This window comes from Streptomyces cavernae (assembly GCF_004023625.1).
Lineage (GTDB): Bacteria > Actinomycetota > Actinomycetes > Streptomycetales > Streptomycetaceae > Streptomyces > Streptomyces cavernae.
Genome location: NZ_RPDJ01000005.1, coordinates 281,637 through 301,056, shown reverse-complemented (window position 1 = coordinate 301,056; position 19,420 = coordinate 281,637). Strand labels below are relative to the sequence as shown.

At 71.0% G+C, this 19,420-nt stretch carries 19 protein-coding genes and 1 pseudogene; 10 read left to right on the top strand and 10 right to left on the bottom strand.

Features of this window, described 5'->3' with window-relative positions; genetic code table 11:
• Positions 1–5 precede the first annotated feature (5 nt).
• The 4 genes from EF387_RS15940 to EF387_RS15925 all read right to left on the bottom strand — a co-directional run bounded on the left by EF387_RS15940 (position 6) and on the right by EF387_RS15925 (position 4,734).
• The gene (locus EF387_RS15940; RefSeq protein ID WP_128377198.1) at positions 6–734 is read right to left on the bottom strand and encodes an SDR family NAD(P)-dependent oxidoreductase; all 729 of its coding nucleotides are present in this window, start codon (positions 732–734) and stop codon (positions 6–8) included.
• Positions 735–761: 27 nt separating this feature from the next.
• Positions 762–2,363: a phytoene desaturase family protein gene (locus EF387_RS15935; RefSeq protein WP_128377197.1), complete on the bottom strand. Its 1,602-nt coding sequence runs from the start codon at positions 2,361–2,363 to the stop codon at positions 762–764.
• A 35-nt stretch (positions 2,364–2,398) separates the two neighbouring features.
• Positions 2,399–3,457: an Ldh family oxidoreductase gene (locus EF387_RS15930; protein WP_128377196.1), complete on the bottom strand. Its 1,059-nt coding sequence runs from the start codon at positions 3,455–3,457 to the stop codon at positions 2,399–2,401.
• A 293-nt stretch (positions 3,458–3,750) separates the two neighbouring features.
• The gene (locus EF387_RS15925) at positions 3,751–4,734 is read right to left on the bottom strand and encodes an AraC family transcriptional regulator (protein WP_128377195.1); all 984 of its coding nucleotides are present in this window, start codon (positions 4,732–4,734) and stop codon (positions 3,751–3,753) included.
• 115 nt (positions 4,735–4,849) lie between these two features.
• On the opposite strand from EF387_RS15925, the gene EF387_RS15920 reads away from it, so the two are divergent.
• From EF387_RS15920 to EF387_RS15875, 9 genes are all read left to right on the top strand, one after another.
• A complete protein-coding gene (locus EF387_RS15920) occupies positions 4,850–5,638 on the top strand; it encodes an SDR family oxidoreductase (protein ID WP_128377194.1) in 789 nt (262 codons plus the stop codon).
• 123 nt (positions 5,639–5,761) lie between these two features.
• Positions 5,762–6,985 (top strand): styrene monooxygenase/indole monooxygenase family protein, encoded by a 1,224-nt coding sequence (locus tag EF387_RS15915; RefSeq protein ID WP_128377193.1) that lies wholly within the window; start codon positions 5,762–5,764, stop codon positions 6,983–6,985.
• A gap of 20 nt (positions 6,986–7,005) precedes the next feature.
• On the top strand, positions 7,006–8,727 hold the full coding sequence (locus EF387_RS15910; protein WP_128377192.1) for a styrene monooxygenase/indole monooxygenase family protein: 1,722 nt from the start codon (positions 7,006–7,008) through the stop codon (positions 8,725–8,727).
• A 15-nt stretch (positions 8,728–8,742) separates the two neighbouring features.
• Entirely contained in the window at positions 8,743–9,615 is an 873-nt protein-coding gene (locus EF387_RS15905; RefSeq protein WP_128377191.1) for an FAD binding domain-containing protein, read from the top strand.
• The gene (locus EF387_RS15900) at positions 9,612–10,160 is read left to right on the top strand and encodes a (2Fe-2S)-binding protein (protein ID WP_128377190.1); all 549 of its coding nucleotides are present in this window, start codon (positions 9,612–9,614) and stop codon (positions 10,158–10,160) included. Before EF387_RS15905 ends, EF387_RS15900 begins: the two co-directional genes overlap by 4 nt.
• A complete protein-coding gene (locus EF387_RS15895; protein WP_238431538.1) occupies positions 10,157–12,613 on the top strand; it encodes a xanthine dehydrogenase family protein molybdopterin-binding subunit in 2,457 nt (818 codons plus the stop codon). Before EF387_RS15900 ends, EF387_RS15895 begins: the two co-directional genes overlap by 4 nt.
• Complete coding sequence (locus EF387_RS15890) at positions 12,613–13,038, top strand: SRPBCC domain-containing protein (protein ID WP_128377189.1); 426 nt, start codon at positions 12,613–12,615, stop codon at positions 13,036–13,038. The genes EF387_RS15895 and EF387_RS15890 overlap by 1 nt, the downstream gene beginning before the upstream one ends.
• Before the next feature lie 30 nt (positions 13,039–13,068).
• Positions 13,069–13,998: an amidohydrolase family protein gene (locus EF387_RS15885; protein WP_128377188.1), complete on the top strand. Its 930-nt coding sequence runs from the start codon at positions 13,069–13,071 to the stop codon at positions 13,996–13,998.
• A gap of 271 nt (positions 13,999–14,269) precedes the next feature.
• Entirely contained in the window at positions 14,270–14,527 is a 258-nt protein-coding gene (locus EF387_RS15875; RefSeq protein ID WP_238431537.1) for an Lrp/AsnC ligand binding domain-containing protein, read from the top strand.
• A gap of 63 nt (positions 14,528–14,590) precedes the next feature.
• Here EF387_RS15875 and EF387_RS15870 read toward each other — a convergent pair whose 3' ends face one another.
• Positions 14,591–14,977 (bottom strand): VOC family protein, encoded by a 387-nt coding sequence (locus EF387_RS15870; RefSeq protein ID WP_128377321.1) that lies wholly within the window; start codon positions 14,975–14,977, stop codon positions 14,591–14,593.
• Positions 14,974–15,063: pseudogene (locus EF387_RS50015) on the bottom strand (transcriptional regulator); the annotation flags it as partial. The gene EF387_RS15870 and the pseudogene EF387_RS50015, both read right to left, overlap by 4 nt.
• Positions 15,064–15,382: 319 nt before the next feature.
• On the opposite strand from EF387_RS50015, the gene EF387_RS15855 reads away from it, so the two are divergent.
• Positions 15,383–15,760 carry a DUF1304 domain-containing protein gene (locus EF387_RS15855; RefSeq protein ID WP_128377184.1) on the top strand — a complete coding sequence of 126 codons (378 nt, stop codon included), beginning with the start codon at positions 15,383–15,385 and terminating at the stop codon, positions 15,758–15,760.
• A gap of 19 nt (positions 15,761–15,779) precedes the next feature.
• Here EF387_RS15855 and EF387_RS15850 read toward each other — a convergent pair whose 3' ends face one another.
• The 4 genes from EF387_RS15850 to EF387_RS15835 all read right to left on the bottom strand — a co-directional run bounded on the left by EF387_RS15850 (position 15,780) and on the right by EF387_RS15835 (position 19,372).
• Complete coding sequence (locus EF387_RS15850; protein WP_128377183.1) at positions 15,780–16,001, bottom strand: helix-turn-helix domain-containing protein; 222 nt, start codon at positions 15,999–16,001, stop codon at positions 15,780–15,782.
• Positions 16,001–16,498 (bottom strand): DUF2975 domain-containing protein, encoded by a 498-nt coding sequence (locus EF387_RS15845; protein ID WP_128377182.1) that lies wholly within the window; start codon positions 16,496–16,498, stop codon positions 16,001–16,003. Before EF387_RS15845 ends, EF387_RS15850 begins: the two co-directional genes overlap by 1 nt.
• A 134-nt stretch (positions 16,499–16,632) precedes the next feature.
• The gene (locus EF387_RS15840) at positions 16,633–17,949 is read right to left on the bottom strand and encodes a cytochrome P450 (protein ID WP_128377181.1); all 1,317 of its coding nucleotides are present in this window, start codon (positions 17,947–17,949) and stop codon (positions 16,633–16,635) included.
• Between the two features lie 58 nt (positions 17,950–18,007).
• Positions 18,008–19,372, bottom strand: coding sequence for a glutamine synthetase family protein (locus EF387_RS15835; protein ID WP_128377180.1), 1,365 nt, complete (start codon positions 19,370–19,372; stop codon positions 18,008–18,010).
• Positions 19,373–19,420: the final 48 nt, after the last annotated feature.

Sequence of the window (19,420 nt, the reverse complement as noted above, 5' to 3'; positions counted from 1 at the left end):
GTGTCTCACTCCTTCGTGAAGGCCCGGTCGCGGGTGAGGGTGGAGCCGGTCATCGTGGCCGCCTCGGAGAGCAGGAACAGCAGGGGGCCGACGACGTCCTCGGGGGTGCCGATGCCTGTCGTGCGCGCCCAGTGCTCACGCTCGCCGCCGTCGGGGTTCGCGGCCCGGAACTGCGGGGTGTCGATGACGCCGGGGAAGACGGTGTTGACGCGGATGCGGTGCTCGGCGACCTCGGCCGCGAGGGACTTGGCGAACGGGATGAGGGCACCCTTGCTGGCCGCGTACGCGGAGGCCTCCGCGCGTCCCATGTGTGCCAGGCCGGAGGCGAAGACGAGGATCGCGCCGGACCGCCGCTCGGTCATGTGCGGGAGCACCGCCTGACAACTCCACACCACGCCGTCGAGATTGACGGCGAGCGTGCGCCGCCACTCCTCCGGGTCGGTGTCGACGACAGGGGTGCGCGGCTGTACGGCGGCTCCGGCGACGAGCGCGTCCACACGCCCGTGCGTGGCGACGACGTCCCGTACGGCGGCCAGCACGGCGTCGCGGTCGGAGACGTCGGTCCGGACCTGCGTCACTCCCTTGACGCCGTCCAGCTCCTCGGAGGGGGAAACGTCCAGGATCACGCTGTGTCCGCCGGCGGCTGCGTAGCCGCGGGCCAGGGCCGCGCCGATGCCGTGGGCTCCGCCGGTGACGACGAGGACCTCGTCCGACGCGTCGAAGAGGACTTTCATGAGGTGAGGGCTCCTACGGGTTCCGGGTCAGCGGCGGGGGCGCGAACGCCGACTCGTGCGGATGAGCTGCTGTGCCACGAGGTGGCCCGAGCCGCCGCCGAGGCCGGGGCCGGGGTGGGTGGCGGCGCCGATGTGCCACAGGCCGGGCAGCGGTGTGGCGTGGCGGGACGCGCTGGGAAGGGGGCGCCACAGCAGGTTCTGGTCGAGTTCGGCGGAGCCCCCGTACGGGTCGCCCGCCACGGCGTTCGGGTTGTCCGAGACCAGCTGGGCCGGGGTGATCGCGCTCCAGTTCAGCACCTTGTCCGGCAGGTCGGGTGCGTGCCGGGCCACGCGTGAGAGGACTCGGCGGACGTAGCCGTCGGTGAGTTCCTCGGTCCAGCCACCGGTGACGTCCAGCTCGCCGGCGGAGTCGCCGGCCGGCTCGTACGGCAGCTCCTGCAACTGGAGCCAGAGTGCTGCGGCGCCCTCGGGCACCCGGGTCGGGTCGAGGACGTGCTGCTGGCCGACGACCACTGTGGGCCGACGTGGCAGCAGGCCGGCCTCGGCCTCCGCGCAGGCGATCGCGGTGCTCGCCGAGCCGTCGCCGACGTGCAGCAGCGGCACGCTGCCCAGGCGGTCGTCGTTCCAGGTGAGCGGGGCGGAGAGGGCGACGTGGACCTGCATCGCGGCGCGCCCGTAGCGGTACCGGCGGGCCTGGGCACGGACGACCGGCGGTACCGGGGCTCCGGCGGGCAGCAGCTCCCCGTACAGCGCGGTCGGGGACACGGAGGTGAGGACCGCGCGGCGGGCGCGGACGGTCTCGCTGCCGCAGACGACCCCGGTGACCTTGCCGTCGGTGAGGAGCAGTCGCTCCACCGGCTGTCCGGTGCGGATGTCGACCCGGAGTTCGGTCAATAGCGCCTCGAAGGCGCGGACGAAGTTCTGGGCGCCGCCCGCCACCACCGGGAGACCGAAGCCGTGCAGGGTGGCGGCCAGGATCGGCAGCATCAGACCGCCGGAGGCGTGGTCCGGGGAGAGGCCGGCGTGCAGCAGCCACGGTGCCCACAGCAGATCCACCTCGTCGCCGGTGAACTCACGGCGGCAGTAGGAGCGGGCGCTGGTGAGGGTGTCGCGCAGCCAGGTCTCGGTGCCCGCGAGACGCTCCCGGCGGAGCATCCGCACGGCGGGCCGCAGCATCGCGCGGGAGCGCGGCTCACCGCCCAGGAAGGCGCCGATGGACTCGGCGTTGTCGAGGAACCGCTGGAGCATGCCCGCGTAGGCGGACCGGTCCTCCACATGGGCGAAGCCGTCCGCCGTCGTCCTGGCGTCGCGGTGGGCGAGGACCACGCGGCCGTCGTCGGTGACGGTGCCGGTGACGAAGCCGTCCGTGTTGCGGTACTCCAGGCCGTGGCGGTGCAGGTCCTCGCCGAGGGCGGCGTAGGCGCCGCCGGAGACGAAGAGCGGGTGCCAGGAGGAGTAGGTGTCGTGGAGGTAGCCGGGCAGGGTGCGCTGCTCGGTGGCGATGAATCCGCCGAGCCGTGTGTTGCCTTCGACCAGGGTCACCGACCAGCCGTCCTTGGCCAGTTCCGCCGCCGCGACCAGGCCGTTCACACCGGATCCGACGACGACGGCGTCGACCGTACGTGGCATGGGTACTCCTCGGGCTCGTGGTTCGGGGGTACTGCTCAACGGGGATCGCCCAGGGCGACACCCACACCGGAGGCGGTCTCGCGCAGGGCGTCGAGGACGCTCGCGTCGAGCGGGACCCCGGTGTGGCGCGCGGCGGCCTGTCGTGCCGCCTCCAACTGGCCGGGCAGCAGCAGCCGTTCGGTGCCCGGCGCCTTCGGCGATCCGGTGATCTGCTCGGCGAGCTCGCCGACGCGGTGCTCGAAGCCGGCCTGTTCCCCGAACGCGGAGACGTCCAGCGCGAGGAAGAAGTGCGCGCAGTCGTTCGGGGTCGTGGTGTCGGCGTACAGGCCGCGGACGCCGCCTCCGAAGGCTCCACCGGACAGCACACCGGACAGGACGTCGACGACCAGGGCGAGGCCGTAGCCCTTGTGTCCGGCCGCGGGCAGGAGCAGTCCGGCCAGGGCCTCGGCGGGGTCCGTCGTCGGTGTGCCCTCGCTGTCGGTGGCCCAGGTCGGCGGGATCGGGCGGCCTTCCTGGGCAGCCAGCCGGATCTTGCCGAGGGCCGCCTCGGACAGCGCCATGTCGAGCAGGATCGGTTCGCCGTCACCGGTGGGGATGCCGACGGCCAGTGGGTTGTTGCCGACCACCGCGGCCGCGCCGCCCGGGGCCGGCATGAGCGGGCGGGTGTTGGCGGCGGCGACGCCGATGCAGCCGGCCGCCGCGGCCGTACGGGCGTAGCGGTAGGCGCCGCCGAAGTGGAAGGCGTGACGGACCGTCACCGCGCCGATGCCATGGGTGCGGGCCTTCCCGACGGCCAGGTCCATCGCCTGGTCGCCCGTGAGCTGACCGAGAGCGTGCCGGCCGTCCAGCACGGCGATCGCACCGGTGTCGAGCACGACCTCGGCGGTCTCATGTGTGCTCACGGAGCCCTTGCGGAGCCGCTCGACGTACATCGGCACGAGGAGGACACCGTGGGAGGGGGTGCCGCGGAGGTCCGCTTCGACCAGACTGTGCGCCACCGTCGCGGCGGCCCTCGCGGAGAGACCTGCAGCGGCGAAGACGGAGCCCACGGATTCGACCAGCCACTCGGGCGAAACAGTAATACGACCGCTCATCAGAGATCTCCGCGTGGTGGCTGACAGTGGGCTGCCAAGAAATTAAGTGCGCGTGAATTGAACCGCTATCCGCGAAACGCGGATAGCCGTCCACTTTCCGCATGCCGCGGCGTCGCTTCTGATGGGTGGAGCGTTATCGGGGCAGGGCTTGGCGTTCGGCGCCAGGGTGCGTGCGTTCGGCGCCCGGCGGGAAACCGCAATGTTCCCAGCCTGAAACGGATCGGAGCGGCTTCCCCTGCCCGGTGCCGCACATCCCCCCGGGCCGTGGGCCCGGTCCGTCGCCGCGACGGCGATCAGCCGCGCAGCGTCTGCGACGGGTGCTCCCCGAACCGCTCCTTGTACGCGATGGCGAAGCGTCCCGGGTGGAAGAACCCCCAGCGGTACGCCACATCGGTGACCGTCGTGGTGCCCGGCGAGGCGGCGGTCAGCTCCGCCCGCACCCGGTCGAGCCGGACCTCGCGCAGATACGACACGGGCGTCGTCCCGAGGTGTCGGCGGAAGCCCTCCTGCAGAGCCCGCACGCTCACACCCACCGCCTCGGCCACGTCCTCCACCGTCAGCGGCTCGGCTGCATGACCCTCGATGAGCTCCATGGCCCGACGCACCGTGGGCGGCGCGACGCGTGGCTGCTCGCCGTGCAGGGCGGGGGTGTAGTTGTGCGGCTGGGTGAGCAGGAGTTGCGTGGTCAGCAGGTATTCGAGCTGCTTGACGACCAGGGGCTGACCGAGCATGCCGTCGGTGTTGTCCGCGTCGCGTCGCAGCAGGTCGACGATGCCGAGCCAGGAGCGGGCCCCGGGCGTGGTGAGGTCCATGCCGAGGTCGAAGCGGACGGGCATCCGGGGTTGCCGGCCGAGCAGTTTGCCCAGGTGGTCCTCCAGCGCGGATCGCCTGATCCAGACGATCAGCTGCGGGTTTCCCGCACGCCAGCGCATCGCCAGCGCCTCCGTCGGTGACGGCACGGAAGCCACCCGGGGCGTGGAGATGATCTGCTCGCGGCCGCACGTGATCTCGGCTGCCCCGGCGAGCGGCATCTGGACCAGGTAGAAGTCCTCCAGCGCACCCGGGGTGATCATCACATCCGCGCCGTAGTCCAGGTAGTACAGGCCGGTGTCGCCGAAGGTGACGCCGTGCAGCCGCGCGTCCAGGCGGGCCGACCGACCGACCAGCCGCAGGTCGTGAGGACGGAAGGCGCGGCCGACCTGCGCCTGCGCCACCTCCACGTCGGAGGTGCGGAAGCGCTCGTGTGCGCCGAGCGGGATCGGCGTGCTGGTGGACATCCGGGCCTCCGCTGCCGGGAGCGCGATCTGGACAGGGAACGGCGTGTTGCGGATAGCGGCCCGTCGGAGCCGCGCCTAATTTTTCGTCAACTCCCGACGAAGCCCAGGAGACAGCATGAGTGGATTGGCGGTCAAGACCGCGGTTGTTACCGGCGGGTCAACCATTATCGGGAAAGCGGTCGTCCGCGCATTTCACGCGGCCGGGGCCAATGTCGTCGTCGCGGATATCGACAAGGACGGCGGCATGGAATTGGCGAATGAATTGGGCGAGCGTGTCCTCTTCGTTCAGACGGACATCACGGACGACGCCCAGGTCGCCGACTGCGTCGCTCGCGCCGTCGAGACCTTCGGCCGACTGGACGTCCTGGTGAATCTGGCCTGTTCGTACGTGGACGAGGGTTTCGTCTCGACCCGCGACCAATGGATGCAGGCCCTCGACGTCAACGTGGCCAGTGCCGCCCTCATGGCCAGGGCCGTGCACCCACATCTGCTCGCGCAGGGCGGCGGCGCCATAGTCAACTTCACCTCCATCTCCAGCAAGGTCGCCCAGCCCGGACGCTGGCTGTACCCGGTGAGCAAGGCGGCCCTGGTCCAGCTGACCCGCAACATGGCGGCGGACCTGGCGGCCGACAACATCCGGGTCAACTCCGTGAGCCCCGGCTGGACCTGGTCCAAGGTGATGGACCAGCTCACCGGTGGTGACCGGGCGAAGACCGACCGGGTCGCCGCGCCCTTCCACCCGCTCGGCCGCGTCGGCGACCCCGAGGAGGTCGCCCGCGTCGTCACCTTCCTGTGCTCCGACGAGGCGTCCTTCGTCACCGGCGCCGACTGGGCCGTCGACGGCGGCTACTCGGCCATCGGCCCGGAAGGCCTCGTCCCCGCGATTCCCCAGCTCGCCGAATAGTCCGCGGACGGCTCAGAGCCTGTGTCACTTCCCCGGCCGGGCGCCCGCCGCCTCACTCTCTCACCGAGCCTCCCCGCTGAGCCCCGCTCCCACCGTCTTCATCCGGACCGGAGGTCCACCCTCATGCGCAAGATCACCATCGTCGGAGCCGGCCAGGCCGGTCTCCAGCTCGGCATCGGGCTGCTGGACAACGGCTACGACGTGACCGTCGTGTCCAACCGCACCGGACAGCAGATCCGCGAGGGCCGGGTCATGTCCAGCCAGTGCATGTTCGGCACCGCCCTGGCGCATGAGCGCAACCTGGGCCTGGACCGCTGGGACGCGGACTGTCCGCCGGTCCAGGGCATCTCCTTCACCGTGCCGGACGGCACCGGCGGCAAGGCGATCGACTGGGCGTCCCGCCTGGACGCGTCCGCCCGCTCGGTCGACCAGCGCGTCAAGATGCCCGCCTGGCTGGAGGAGTTCGAGCGGCGCGGCGGCAAGGTGGAGCTGCGCGACGCGGACGTGGACGACCTGGAGTTCTACGCCCGGGAGTCGGACCTGGTGGTCGTCGCCGCGGGCAAGGGCGAGATCGCCGGACTCTTCGAGCGCGACGCCGAGCGCTCCACGTTCGACACCCCGCAGCGCGCCCTGGCCCTCACCTACGTCACCGGCATGAAGCCCCGGGACGAATACTCCGCGGTCAGCTTCAACATGGTGCCGGGCGTCGGCGAGTACTTCACCTTCCCGGCGCTGACCACCACCGGCCCCTGCGACATCATGGTCTTCGAGGGCGTCCCCGGCGGCCCCCTCGACTGCTGGCAGGGCGTCACCTCGCCCGAGCAGCACCTGGAGCGCTCCCTGGAGATCGTGCGCACCCACCTCCCCTGGGAGGCCGAGCGCTGCGCCGACCTCCAGCTGACCGACCCGAACGGCGTCCTCGCCGGCCGCTTCCCGCCCACCGTGCGCAGGCCCGTCGGGCAACTGCCCTCCGGCGCCGTGATCCTGGGCCTCGCCGATGTCGTGGTCCTCAACGACCCGATCACCGGGCAGGGTTCGAACAACGCGAGCAAGTGCGCGGCGTCGTACCTCTCCAGCATCCTGGAGCACGGCGAGCGCCCCTACGACCGCGCCTTCATGCAGGAGACCTTCGAGCGGTACTGGGACTACGCGCAGTACGTCGCCGCCTGGACGAACGCCCTGCTGGGCGCGCCGCCCGAGCACGTGCTGAAGCTGCTCGGCACCGCTACGAACAGCCCGCGGATCGCCCGCCGCTTCACCAACGGCTTCGACGACCCGCGCGACTTCTTCCACTGGTTCATGGACCCGGTCGCCGCCGAGTCCTATCTCGCCGCCGTCGCGGCCTGACGGACTCCGGGAGTACGGCCATGCGGAGCATCGCTGTCATAGGGGCCGGCCAGTCCGGCGCACAGCTCGCCCTGGGCCTGCTGGACCGGGGCTACGACGTCACCCTCGTCACCGACCGGGGACCGGACGAGGTCCGGCACGGGCCGGTCATGTCCAGCCAGTGCATGTTCGACACGGCCCTGCGTACGGAGCGCGCGCTGGGTCTGGACGACTGGCAGCAGACGTGCCCGCAGATCTCCGGTATCACGCTGTCCGTCACGGACGACGAGTCGGCCGCCGAGGTGCTGTGGAGCGCCCCGCTGGACGCGCCCGCCCAGTCCGTCGACCAGCGCGTCAAGTGCGCGGCCTGGCTGGAGCGTTACGAGCAGGCCGGCGGCAAGCTGGTGGTGCGGGCGGCGGGCGTGGCGGACCTGGAGGAGTACGCCCGCGCCCATGACCTGGTCGTCGTCGCGACGGGCAAGGGCGAACTGGGCCGGATCTTTCCGCGGGACCCGGAGCGCTCCCCGTACGACCGCCCGCGCCGTGTCCTCGCCCTCACGTACGTCACCGGTGTGCAGCCCCGCCCCGGCGCGCCGGCCCTCGACCTGCGGATCCTGCCCGGCGTCGGGGAGTACTTCACCTTCCCCGCGCTCACGGTCTCCGGGCCCTGCGAGATCATGGTCTTCGAGGGCGTGCCGGGCGGACCGATGGACTGCTGGGACGACGTCCGCACCCCCGACGAGCATCTGGCCCGCTCGCTGGAGATCCTGCGGCACCACTTCCCCGACGAGTACCAGCGCTGCCGGGCGGCGAGGCTGACCGACGACGGCGGGGCCCTGCGTGGGCGGCTCACCCCCACCGTGCGCCGTCCGGTCGCCCAACTCCCCTCCGGACGGCACGTGTTGGGTCTGGCCGACGCTGTGGTCCTGTGCGACCCGATCACCGGTCAGGGCTCCAACAACGCGGCGCAGGCGGCCGAGCACTATCTGGACGGCATCGTCCGCCACGGCACCGAGGAGTTCACGCCCGCCTGGATGCGGCGCACGTTCGACGGATACTGGCGCGGCTGGGCCCAGTGGTCGGTCGCCTGGACCAACTCCCTGCTGGAGGGACTCCGTCCGCACCAGCGGCGGCTCCTCACCGAGGCTGCCGGGATTCCCGCTGTGGCGAGCGCGGTGGTGAACGGGTTCGACGACCCCCGCACGCTCTACCCCTGGTGGTCCGAGCCGGACCAGACCGAGCGGCTGCTGGCCGAGCAGGGCGCCCGGCGGGACTCGTCCCTCGACGTACGTGACCTGCGGCGGGCGTTCGGCCAGTACGCGACCGGAGTCACCGTGATCACCGCCCGGGGTGCCGACGGCCGCAAGGTGGCGATGACGGCGAACTCCTTCACCTCGGTGTCGCTCGACCCGCCGCTGGTGCTCTGGTGCCCCGGCAGGAACGCACCGAGCACGCCCGCGTTCACGGCGGCCTCGCACTTCGCGGTCAACGTCCTCGCCGCCGACCAGCACCACCTCTCCCGCCGGTTCGCCACTCCGGCCGACGACAAGTTCGCCGGTAGCGCCGTCACCGAGGGCATCGCCGGTACACCGCTGCTGGATGGCACCGTCGCCCGCTTCCAGTGCCGGACGGTGCAGTGCCTCGACGTCGGTGACCACGTCGTCGTGATCGGCGAGGTCGAGGCGTACGAGGCGCCCGGCGGGGAGCCCTTGGTGTTCCACTCCGGCCTCTACCACTTGGCCGCCAAACACCCCGACCTGTGACCGAGTGAGGCCCCGATGATCCTTCCTCCCGTGCGCTATGTGCGCCCCCAGTCCGTGGCCGAGGCGGCGAGTCTGCTCGCCGCGATCGACGGAGCGGCCGTGCTCGCCGGCGGCCAGACCATGATCAACGCTCTCAAGCTCGATCTGGTCCAGCCGACGGCTCTCGTCGACGTCCATCGCCTCGAAGAGCTGCGTGGCATCGAGGTCGCCGACGACGGCTCGCTCGTGATCGGCGCGGCCACCACGTATGCCGAGATCGCCGCTTCCCCTGTCGTACGGCACCACCAGCCGTCGGTGGCCGACATGGCGGCGGGCCTGGTGGACAGGCAGGTTCGCAACCGGGGCACCATCGGCGGCAACTGCTGCCTGAACGACCCGACCAACAACTTCCCCCCGTTGCTCACCGCGCTGGGCGCCTGGTTCCACATCACGTCGACGGCCGGCTGGCGCAGCATCACCGCCGACACGCTCTTCGCGGGCAGCCTGGCGACCGCGCTGCGGCCGGGCGAGTTGCTGATGTCCGTCCGTCTCAAGCCACTGCCGGAAGGCACCCGCATCGTGCACCGGCACCTGCAACTCGCGGCCGATTCCTGGGCGTTGGCCCGGGTTGTGGTCCGGCTGGACGTGATCGACGGGAGGGTGGAGGACGCCCGGGTCGTCCTCGGCGCGGTGCCCGGCTCGCCGCTCCGGCTCGCGACTGTGGAGCAGGCACTGCTCGGGCACCCCGCCGACACCCGGCTCACCGACGCGGCCCTGACCGCGTTCGACGAGGCAGACGTGGAGACCGTGGGCGACGCACACGCCTCCGCCGCCTACCGCCTGGAGATGACCAGGGTCCAGCTGCGCCGCGCGCTCGACGACGCGGTGGAAAGGAGTGTCGCGGCATGACCGTCGCCGACCACACAACCGTCGAGAGCCCGGCTCCCGACGTCCATGCCATCGAGGTCGTCGTCGACGGCCGCACCGAGGAGGGCACCGTCTCCTCCCGTACGCTGCTCGTCCACTGGCTCCGCGACGAACTCGACAAACGCGGCCCGAAGATCGGCTGCGACACCGGCAACTGTGGTGCCTGCACAGTCCGTTGGAACGGCCGTCTCGCCAAGTCCTGCATGATCCTGGCAGTCCAGGCGGACGGCACGGAGGTGGACACGGCCGCCTCGCTGGCCGCCGAGGACGGCACCCTCAACAACCTCCAGCAGTGCTTCAAGAAACACCACGCCCTGCAGTGCGGCTACTGCACCTCGGGCATGCTGATGACCGCCACCGACCTCCTGGAGTCCGGCGAGGAGATCACCGACCGGTCGGTGCGCCGCGCCCTGAAGGGCAACATCTGCCGCTGCACCGGCTACGAGAACATCGTCCGCGCCATCCGCGCCGCCGCCGGCCAGGACGTACAGAAGCCCCACGGCCACGAGGAGGGCGAGGCACAGTGAGCACGACCACCCAGACCTCTACCGAGACCGGCACCCGGGCATGGACCGGCAGGGCCATGCCCCGCAAGGAGGACGACCGGCTGCTGCGCGCCGAGGGCGAGTTCGGCGACGACACGCCGATCCACCGGCTCGGACACGTCTTCTTCGTCCGCTCCCCGTACGCCCATGCCCGCATCACCGGCATCGACGTCTCGGCCGCGACCCGGGTGCCCGGCTACCTCGGCTGTCTGCTGCCGGAGGAGGCGGCGTCCCTCACCGAGCCGTTCATGGAGATCCAGGGGCCGCCCGAGGGCGCCGAGCCGGAGGTGGACCGCTGCCTGGCCGGCGGAGGGGTGGTCCGCTTCGTGGGCGAGCCGGTCGTCGCCGTCGCCGCGGACTCGCGCGAGGCGGCCCGAGACGCCGCCGCGGCCGTGGCCGTGGACTACGAGCCGCTCAGGCCCGTGGTCGACGCCCGCGACGCGGTCACCCCGGACGCTCCGGTGATCCACGCGCAGACGAAGACCAATGTGGCGTGGGAGGGCCTGTACGACTGGGGCGACGTGGAGTTCGCCCTCGAACACGCCGACCACGTCATCAGCGTCGACGAGTTGCACTTCCACCGCTTCAGCTCCACTCCCCTGGAGTGCATGGTCGTCACCGCCCAGTACGACCCCGGCACGGACTTCTTCCACATCACCGGCGGCTGCGCGATGCCGCAGATCACCACGCTCATGATGGCGTCCGCGATGAGGCACCCCGCCGAACGCATCCGTATCGTCAGCAAGGACATCGGCGGCTCCTTCGGCGTGAAGATCGGCATGTACGTGCCCGCCACCGCGGTCGCCCTTCTGGCCCGCAAGCTGCGCCGCCCGCTGCGCTGGACCGAGACCCGCACCGAGCACCACTACATGGGCGGCCACGGCAACGAACGCTGGTTCCGCGACGTCAAGCTGGCGGTGCAGGACGACGGCACGGTCCTCGGCCTGACCTACGAGGCACTGGACGACGTGGGCGCGTACACCCGCTACGAGCCGCTCGGCGCCGCCATCTGGACCCAGGTCGCCAATGCCGCGTACCAGCTTAAGCATCTGAAGGTCCGCTACCGCTCCGTCTACACCAACAAGGGCCCCGTCCACCCCAACCGCGGCTACTCACGCCTGCAGCACATGTGGGTCGTGGAGCGCATGATGGACATCGCCGCCCACAAACTCGGCTTCGACCCGGTCGGGTTCCGCCTCAAGAACTACGTCCAGCCGAACCAGTACCCGTACACCACCGTCAACGGCTGCGTGTACGACTCCGGTGACCTGCCGCTGTCCCTGCGCAAGGCCCTCGACCTGATCGACTACGAGGACGCGAGACGGCTTCAGGAGCGGGCACGCGGCACGGGCAAGCGCATCGGCATAGGCATCGGCTCCACCCTCGACTCCGGCACCAACAACTTCGCGCAGGCCCGCCTGATCAACCCGCACCTGCCGTTCGCCGGCAACACCGAGGGAGGCCTGGTGCGGCTCGGCGCGGACGGCACGGTGTACGCGGTCACCGGCGGCGTCGCCTTCGGGCAGGGCCACGAGACCACGGTCGCCCAGGTCGTCGCCGACCTGCTGGGCCTGACGTACGACGACATCACCGTGCACCGGGGCGGTGACTCCGCCCTGTCGGCGCAGACCGGCTTCTCCGGCTCGTACGCCTCGCAGTTCGCGGTCACCGGCATCGGCGCGATCATCAACGCGACCAGGAAACTCAGCCACGAGATCCAGCTCGTCGCGGGCGCGGTGCTCGGCGCCGCCCCGGAGGACATCGTCCTGGAGGGCGGCCTGGCCAAGGTCCGCGACGACGCCGAACGCGCCCTGCCCTTCGACGCGATCGCCGGCATCGTCCACTTCGCGCCCGGCTCCCTGCCGCCGGAGGTGGCCGACGAGGTGGGCCTCGTCGGACGCGCCGTCTACCGGGCGCCGTTCGAACTGCCCGACCTGGAAGAGAAGTTCGGCAATCTGACCCTCACCTACGCCACGCAGATCCACGCCTGCGTCCTGGAGATCGACGAGGAGACGGGCCAGACCGCCATCCTGCGCTACGGGATGGTCGACGACTGCGGTACGCCGATCAACCCGATGGTGATCGAGGGCCAGGTGCACGGGGCCACCGCGCACGGCATCTCGGCCGCGCTCTTCGAACACTTCGGCTACGACGCGGACGGCCAGCTCACGGCCGCGAACTTCTACGACTACCACGCGGCGACGGCGTACGACATGCCCAGCCTGCGCTACGACAACGTGGTGAGCCCCTCCCCGTTCACCCCGATCGGCGCCAAGGGCATGGGCGAGGGCGGCGGCGCGCCGCTGCACGCGATCTGTGCCGCGATCCAGGACGCCGTCGGCGACCACGGAATGATCCTCGACTCCTACAACCCCCCGGAGCATGTCCTCCGGGCCCTGCGCGGCGCCGATGCCGAGAAGGTCAAGGTGGACTGATGCGCCTCACCGGAGAGTTCACGACCGCCGGGTCCGGCGCCGCACTCGCGGCGCTGGCCGGCCGCACCGACGAACTGAAGGCCGTCGCCACCCTGGACGAGGTGACGACCGACGCGGACGGCGCGGTGCGCGCCCTGTTCACCCCGGCCACCCCCTTCGGCCCGCTCCCCCTGCGGACCCGCATCCGCACCGAACGCGCCGACGCGTCCGGAGCGGTGCTCGCGGTGCACGCCGTACGGGCCCAGCACGCCGTGGACGTGCGCATCGAACTCGCCTTCACCGCCGGGGAGTCGGGCAGTCGGGTCACCTGGTCCGCCGAGCTGGCGCTCCGCGGACCGGCCGCCAGCGTCGGCCAGCGCGTGGCCCGCGAGGTCGCGAACCGGGCCATCGCCGAAGTACTGCGGGGCGCGGCGGCCCTGGCCTGATCTGTTACCTCGCGCGATCGGAGTGTCACTGTGCCCGGCATCGACCTGCACACCCACCTCGCCCCGGACCTCGGCGAACACGCTCGCAACACCGACGGCCTCGTGTTGATCGACGGACACCCGGTCGGCCCACCGGATCTCCACCGGCCCGACAGGCTGGTGGAGTACCTCGACGCGGCGGACCTCGACGAAGCGGTCGTCACCATCCCGCCTCCCTTCTTCCGGCAGGACCTCGACGAGGACACGGCACGCGACTGGGTGCGTTCCGTCAACGACGGCCTGCTGAGCGCACTGGACCGCCATGACCGGCTCACCCCGCTCGCCTACCTCCCCCTGGAACACCCCGGTCTCGCACTCGACGAGTACGCGCGCATCCGCGACGACGAGCGGTGGGCCGGACTGACCGCCGCGGCCGGCGGCGGCTCCTACTCACTCGCCGATCCCGCGCTCACCCCGCTGTGGAAGGCCCTGGACGCCGACGACCGCACCCTGCTGCTGCACCCCGGAACCGCCCCCGACCCCCGCCTCACCCCGTTCTACCTGGCCAACCTCCTGGGCAACCCTGGCGAGACAGCGCTCGCCGCCGCCCAGCTCGTCTTCGGCGACGTCCTCGCCACACATCCTCGCCTGCGGTTCGTGCTGGTGCACTGCGGCGGCCTGCTGCCCGCCGTCGTCGGCCGCTGGCAGCGCGGCGCCGACACCCACCGCCCCGGCGTCCCCGACCTGACGGAATCCCCACGCACCGCCGTACGCCGCTTCTACGTCGACTGCCTCGCCCACGACCCCGCCGTGGTGGACCTCGCGGTCACCACCTTCGGAGCCGACCACATCGTCCTCGGCAGCGACTGGCCCTTCCCCATGGGCACCCGGGACCCTCGCTCACTGGTGGCTCACCGCGGCGAGGCCTTCATCCGCTCCTCCGAGCTGCGCACGGCGAAGGAGGCCCTCGGCCGGCCCTGACCTCGCGCCCTGACGGGCAGGGGCCCCGCCTCCGAGGTGGTCCGAGTGGTCGCGGTCCCGGAAGGCTTCCTTCCCGCTTGGTCACCGCGTAGGAACTGCTCCAGAACAGCGCGGCCGCCATGACCGCACACACCGCCCACACCGTGGGCCGGCGCCCACCGGACCCTCCTCCTCGTACGCGCATATCATCCGCTCCCTGCGCAGGAGCGGCATCCTGACGGGATTTCACGCGGAGGCGGACCTCACGGCGATCGGCCGCGGGCTGCAGGCGGTGATCGCCGCACGGGTCCGCCCACCGACACCTGCGGTGATCGAGGCCTTCCAGGCCTTCCTCGAGGGGATACCGGAGGTCATCTCGATCTTCATCCTCACCGGGAACGACGACTTCCTGGTGCACGTCGCCGTCCGGGACACCGACCATCTGCACGCAGTGGTCCTGGAAAAGCTGACGAAGCGCCCGGAACTCGCCGACGTCCGGACGTCGGTGGTCTGCGGACACCTGCGCAAGAAGGTCATCGGCCCGGCCTGACGCACCGTCACCCGCAGCCGCCGCTGCGGTCAGCGGATCGCGGCGGGCGCCTGGGCCGGAGCCCTACTCGCTGTGCACGATCTGGATCAGGTTGCCGCAGGTGTCGTCCAGCACCGCGGTGGTGACCGTGCCCATCTCCAGCGGCTCCTGGGTGAACCGCACCCCGAGTTCACGCAGCCGGCCGAACTCCGCCTGCACGTCGTCGACGGCGAAAGAGGCGGCCGGGATGCCGTCCTGGACCAGCGCCGTCTTGTACGGCTGCACCGCGGGGTGGCCGGAGGGCTCCAGCAGCAGTTCCGTTCCGTCGGGATCTTCCGGCGAGACCACGGTCAGCCATCGGTCCTTGCCCAGCGGGACGTCGTGCTTCCTCACGAAGCCCAGCACGTCGGTGTAGAAGCGCAGGGCCTTTTCCTGGTCGTCGACGAAGACGCTGGTGAGGTGGATCCTCATCGGGTGCTCTCCGGTGTATCGGGCCTGAGCCATCGGGTCACGATGAGCTGAAGCGGTTCGGGGTTCAGGACATGGAACTTTAGCCGTCACACCCGTCGAAAGTTGGCTCATACCCGACTGAGAGGAACACGCTGTGCGTTCACGTACACGTACACGTATACGCAGACACCCTGCCGGGCCAGTTGTCCTGGCTGTCGCCGCGGCGGGATCCGTGCTGGCAGTGCCGACCGGTTCCGCTTCCGCCTCGGAACCTCCCGCCCGCGCCGTCGCTGACACTGGGGGACGTGCCGGCGGCCCGCCCCACCCCCGGCGGGCCGCCCCGGCGTTCGCCGCTCAGCGCGGAGGGTGCGCGGGATCCGGCGCGCGCTCTTGCTGAGACCGGAGAAGAGGTGGACACTCCGGACCGTGAACCTCGTGACACAGGTCTTCGCCCTCGTCGCGGCGTTGACCCACCTCGTCGTCGGAATTCTGGAACGGTTCTTCTACGACCGTGCCGCGGTCCGCGTCTTCCTCACGACCTCCCCCGCCGACGCACCCGAAGTCGCCCTGTGGCGCTCGGGGGTCGCCGTCTACAACATCCTTCTCGGCCTCGGTCTCGTCGCCGGAGTCGTGGCCCTCCACACCGGCGATGCCACCGTCGGCCGCTCCCTGATCGTCTACTTGTGCGTGTTCCTCATCGCCTCCGCGATCGTCTTCGTCATCTCCTTCCCACGCCTGTGGCGTGGCGCCCTGGGCCAGGGCCTGCCGCCGGCGATCGCTCTGCTGGCGACAGCCGTGTTCTGATCCGGAAACTGGCGGCGCGTCAGTCGTGCGCGGCGTTGTCGGCTTCCCAGCGCAGTAGGTCACCCGGCTGGCACTCGAGCACCTCGCAGAGCGCGGCGAGGGTCGTGAAGCGCACCGCCTTGGCGCGGCCGTTCTTGAGCACGGCCAGGTTGGCGGGCGTGATCCCGACGCGGTCCGCGAGTTCGCCCACGGACATCTTCCGCTTGGCCAGCATCACGTCGATGTCGACGGCGATCGGCATCAGATCACCGCTTCCAGTTCGGCCTGCATCTGTGCCGCCTCGACGTCGCGTGCCACCGCCTGGGCGAGCAGCATCCGCAGCACGAGGACGATGAGCGCAACTCCCAGGACCGCCAGGCCCACCCCGCCGATCAGCAGCACGATGCCCGGGGGCACGGCCTCGCCCGGCGCCAGGACCACTCCGAGCGCGAACACCAGGAGCGCCGCCGTCACCGTCGCGCCGATCACGATGTGCACGTACCGGAAGGCGGCGTGGGAGAACACCGTTCCGCGTCGCACCATGGTCACCAGCCGCCACACGCAGACCAGGACGACCTGAACCGTCACCATCCCCAGGACCACGATCAGGAGGGTCGGGGTGCGCAGGTGCGCAATGTCGGCGTCGAGGTCCTCCAGGTCACTGGCCAGCAGCGGCACCATCACCGCCTGGACGAACACCGAGCCGGCGAGCAGCCCCGCGAGCACGACTCGCAGCGCAAGCACCGTCAGCTTTCCCATCAGCCCTCCCTCAATCGAATCACGATGGAAATCTATCGATAGTCGATAAGCAAGGCAAGGGCGCAGCCGCCGAAGCAGCCAGGACTCCGCGCGCCCCCGGGTCGCGAGGCGCGCGGAACTCGGAGTGGAGTCGGTCAGGCCAACGTCACCTCGACCGGCAGCTTCTTGATGCCGTTGACGAAGTTGGACCGCACGCGCGGGACGTCACCGGCCAGGCGGATGTCCGCGAGGCGCGGGATGAGCTCTTCGAACATGATGCGGATCTCGGTGCGGGCGAGCAGGTTGCCCAGGCACAGGTGGGGGCTGCCCTTGCCGAAGGTGACGTGGTCGTTGTTCTCACGGGTGACGTCGAAGTCGTAGGGGTTGCCGAAGACCTCCTCGTCGCGGTTGCCCGAGGCGAACCACATGACGACCTTGTCGCCCTCCTTCACCTGCTTGCCGCCGAGTTCGACGTCACGCGTGGCGGTGCGACGGAAGTGGTAGACCGGGGAGGCCCAGCGCAGGAACTCCTCCACCGCCGTCGGGATCAGTGACGGGTCGTCCTTGAGCCTGGCCAGCTGTTCGGTGTGCTGGAGCAGGGCCAGCATGGAGTGGGAGATGGTGTGCCGCGTGGTCTCGTTGCCGGCCACCACCAGGAGCAGGAAGTAGTTGTCGAAGTCCTGCGCGGACAGCGGGACGCCGTCGCGCGGGGTGGTGTTGACCAGCTTGGAGACCAGGTCCGTGCCGTCCTTGCCGCGCCGCTGCCGGGCGAGTTCACGGCCGTACTCGAAGACCTCGATGGACGCGGGTGAACGGAAGGGCAGATCGCGGTACTTCTCGCTCTCCGCGCTGTGCAGGAGGACGTCCGCGTAGTCGGGGTCGGTGTTGCCGATGATGCGGTTGCCCCAGTCGATGAGCCGCTGGTTGTCCTCCGGCGGTATGTCCAGCAGCCGGGCCAGGACGTTGATGGGGAAGTCCGCGGAGACGTCGGCGACGAAGTCGAAGGTGCCCTTGGCCAGGGCCGCGTCCAGCGTCTTCGCGGTCAGCCCGCGCAGGAAGTCGCTGTAGCTGTTGATGACGGCCGCACCGAACTGGCGCTGGATCACGCTGCGCAGGGCGCGGTGGCGGACGCCGTCCAGCTCCAGGATGGAGGCGCGCTTCTTGATCTGGTCCTCGTCGACTTCTTCGAGGTTGACGAACTTCGCCGAGGTGAAGGTCTCCGGGTCGCGGTCGACGCGAGCGATGTCCGCATGCCGGGTCACCGCCCAGAAACCGGAGTTGGGGGCCTCCTCGGGCTGCCAGTGCACCGGGTCCTCGTGCCGCAGGGTGTGGAACATCCGCCACGGTTTGATGCCGTCGGCGAAGTTGTCGAGATCGGCGAGGTCGACCTGGTCGAGCGGCAGGGGCTCGTCGAGGGCGGCACGCAGTTCGGCCCGGGTGACGGGGACGGCGGGGGCGGTGGGGCTGGTCATGGTCGTGGATCTCCTGGGCGGGGGCGACGGGCGACGAGGGCTCGGGCCTTCGGCGGAATCACAGGTGGTAGGCGTACTCGGTGAACTCCCAGTCGGTGACATGCCGGCCGAAGCGTTCGAGCTCGTCCCGCTTGTACGTGAGGAAGGAGGTGGTGAAGTCCTTGCCGAGGACGCCGGTCAGGGCGGTGTCCGCCTCGAGTGCGTCCAGCGCGGCGGCCAGGTTCGTCGGCAGCAGGGCGGAACGGGCGGTGTCGTAGCCGTAGCCCTCCAGCGGGGCGGGCGGCTCCTCGCCTGCCTGGACGCCGAGCAGTGCGGCGCCGATCGTGCCCGCGATCAGCAGGTAGGGGTTGGCGCTGGCGTCACCGAGGCGGAGCTCGATGCGGGCGCCGCTGCCGCGCTCCGGCGGGATGCGGACCATGGCGCTGCGGTTGTCGAGCCCCCAGTCGATCAGCCAGGGCGCGAGCGTGTCGGGACCGAAGCGCTTGTAGGAGTTCACGGTCGGGTTGGCCAGCGCCGCGAGCGCGGGGGCGTGGGCGAGGATGCCCGCGAGTGCGTGTCGCGCGGTGGCCGAGAGGCCGTACGCGCCCGCCGGGTCGTCGAAGGCGTTGCCGGCGCCTTCCTCGCCGGAGGTCTCGTAGGACAGGTGGAGATGGAAGCCCGATCCGCCCGCGTCGCCGAAGGGCTTGGCCATGAAGGTGGCCAGATTGCCCTCCCGGCGGGCCAGTTCCTTGACGGCCGCCTTGAAGCGGAACGCGCGGTCGGCGGCGTCCAGGGCGTCGGAGTGGGTGAGGTTGATCTCGTACTGGCCGCCGTCGAACTCGTGGTTGCCGGTGACGACGCCCAGGCCGAGGTCGCGCAACTGCCGCAGGGTGCGCAGCAGATGGTTCTCCGGGTCGGCGCGCAGGCCGGCGGTGTAGACGGCGCCGGCCGTCTCCGGTGCGCGGCGCCAGCCCTTGAGTGTGCCGGGGGCGGGCTCCAGCAGGAAGTACTCCAGCTCGGGGCCGACGACGGGCCGCAGGCCCTGCTCGGCACACCGGGCCAGGACGGTGCGCAGCAGGTCGCGCGGCGACTCGGCGGCCGGAGCCCCGGTCACCGGGTCGCTGACCTCGCCGAGGCAGGTGGCCACGCCGGGCTCCCAGGGCAGCGGGACCGCCGTGGACAGGTCGGGGTGTACGCACACGTCCGGCAGGCCGGCGTCCAGACCGCCGGCGACCGGGACGACGTCACCCTGCGGGCTGGTGTGGTACACGGCGCGGCAGAAGGCCAGGCCGTGCTCGGCCGCCGACGGCAGGTGGTCCAGCAGGACGTCGCGGGCGCGGTCGGTGCCGATCAGGTCGGGGTACATCACCCGGACCACGTCGACACCCTCGGCGGCGAGCCGCTCCATGTGCCGGCGGATGTCTGGGTTGTCGGATGCGCTCACCGGTGTCTCCTTGGGCGGGAAGGTGGTCTCTCCCATGCCCGGTGGCCA

What these genes read in the sequence shown, in the direction of transcription:
- EF387_RS15870 (WP_128377321.1), bottom strand. Translation starts at nt 14,977, where the DNA reads ATGAGGATCCACCTCACCAGCGTCTTCGTCGACGACCAGGAAAAGGCC.
- EF387_RS15940 (WP_128377198.1), bottom strand. Translation starts at nt 734, where the DNA reads ATGAAAGTCCTCTTCGACGCGTCGGACGAGGTCCTCGTCGTCACCGGC.
- EF387_RS15850 (WP_128377183.1), bottom strand. Translation starts at nt 16,001, where the DNA reads ATGCCGATCGCCGTCGACATCGACGTGATGCTGGCCAAGCGGAAGATG.
- EF387_RS15840 (WP_128377181.1), bottom strand. Translation starts at nt 17,949, where the DNA reads ATGACCAGCCCCACCGCCCCCGCCGTCCCCGTCACCCGGGCCGAACTG.
- EF387_RS15915 (WP_128377193.1), top strand. Translation starts at nt 5,762, where the DNA reads ATGCGCAAGATCACCATCGTCGGAGCCGGCCAGGCCGGTCTCCAGCTC.
- EF387_RS15935 (WP_128377197.1), bottom strand. Translation starts at nt 2,363, where the DNA reads ATGCCACGTACGGTCGACGCCGTCGTCGTCGGATCCGGTGTGAACGGC.
- EF387_RS15900 (WP_128377190.1), top strand. Translation starts at nt 9,612, where the DNA reads ATGACCGTCGCCGACCACACAACCGTCGAGAGCCCGGCTCCCGACGTC.
- EF387_RS15925 (WP_128377195.1), bottom strand. Translation starts at nt 4,734, where the DNA reads ATGTCCACCAGCACGCCGATCCCGCTCGGCGCACACGAGCGCTTCCGC.
- EF387_RS15905 (WP_128377191.1), top strand. Translation starts at nt 8,743, where the DNA reads ATGATCCTTCCTCCCGTGCGCTATGTGCGCCCCCAGTCCGTGGCCGAG.
- EF387_RS15890 (WP_128377189.1), top strand. Translation starts at nt 12,613, where the DNA reads ATGCGCCTCACCGGAGAGTTCACGACCGCCGGGTCCGGCGCCGCACTC.
- EF387_RS15920 (WP_128377194.1), top strand. Translation starts at nt 4,850, where the DNA reads ATGAGTGGATTGGCGGTCAAGACCGCGGTTGTTACCGGCGGGTCAACC.
- EF387_RS15910 (WP_128377192.1), top strand. Translation starts at nt 7,006, where the DNA reads ATGCGGAGCATCGCTGTCATAGGGGCCGGCCAGTCCGGCGCACAGCTC.
- EF387_RS15930 (WP_128377196.1), bottom strand. Translation starts at nt 3,457, where the DNA reads ATGAGCGGTCGTATTACTGTTTCGCCCGAGTGGCTGGTCGAATCCGTG.
- EF387_RS15845 (WP_128377182.1), bottom strand. Translation starts at nt 16,498, where the DNA reads ATGGGAAAGCTGACGGTGCTTGCGCTGCGAGTCGTGCTCGCGGGGCTG.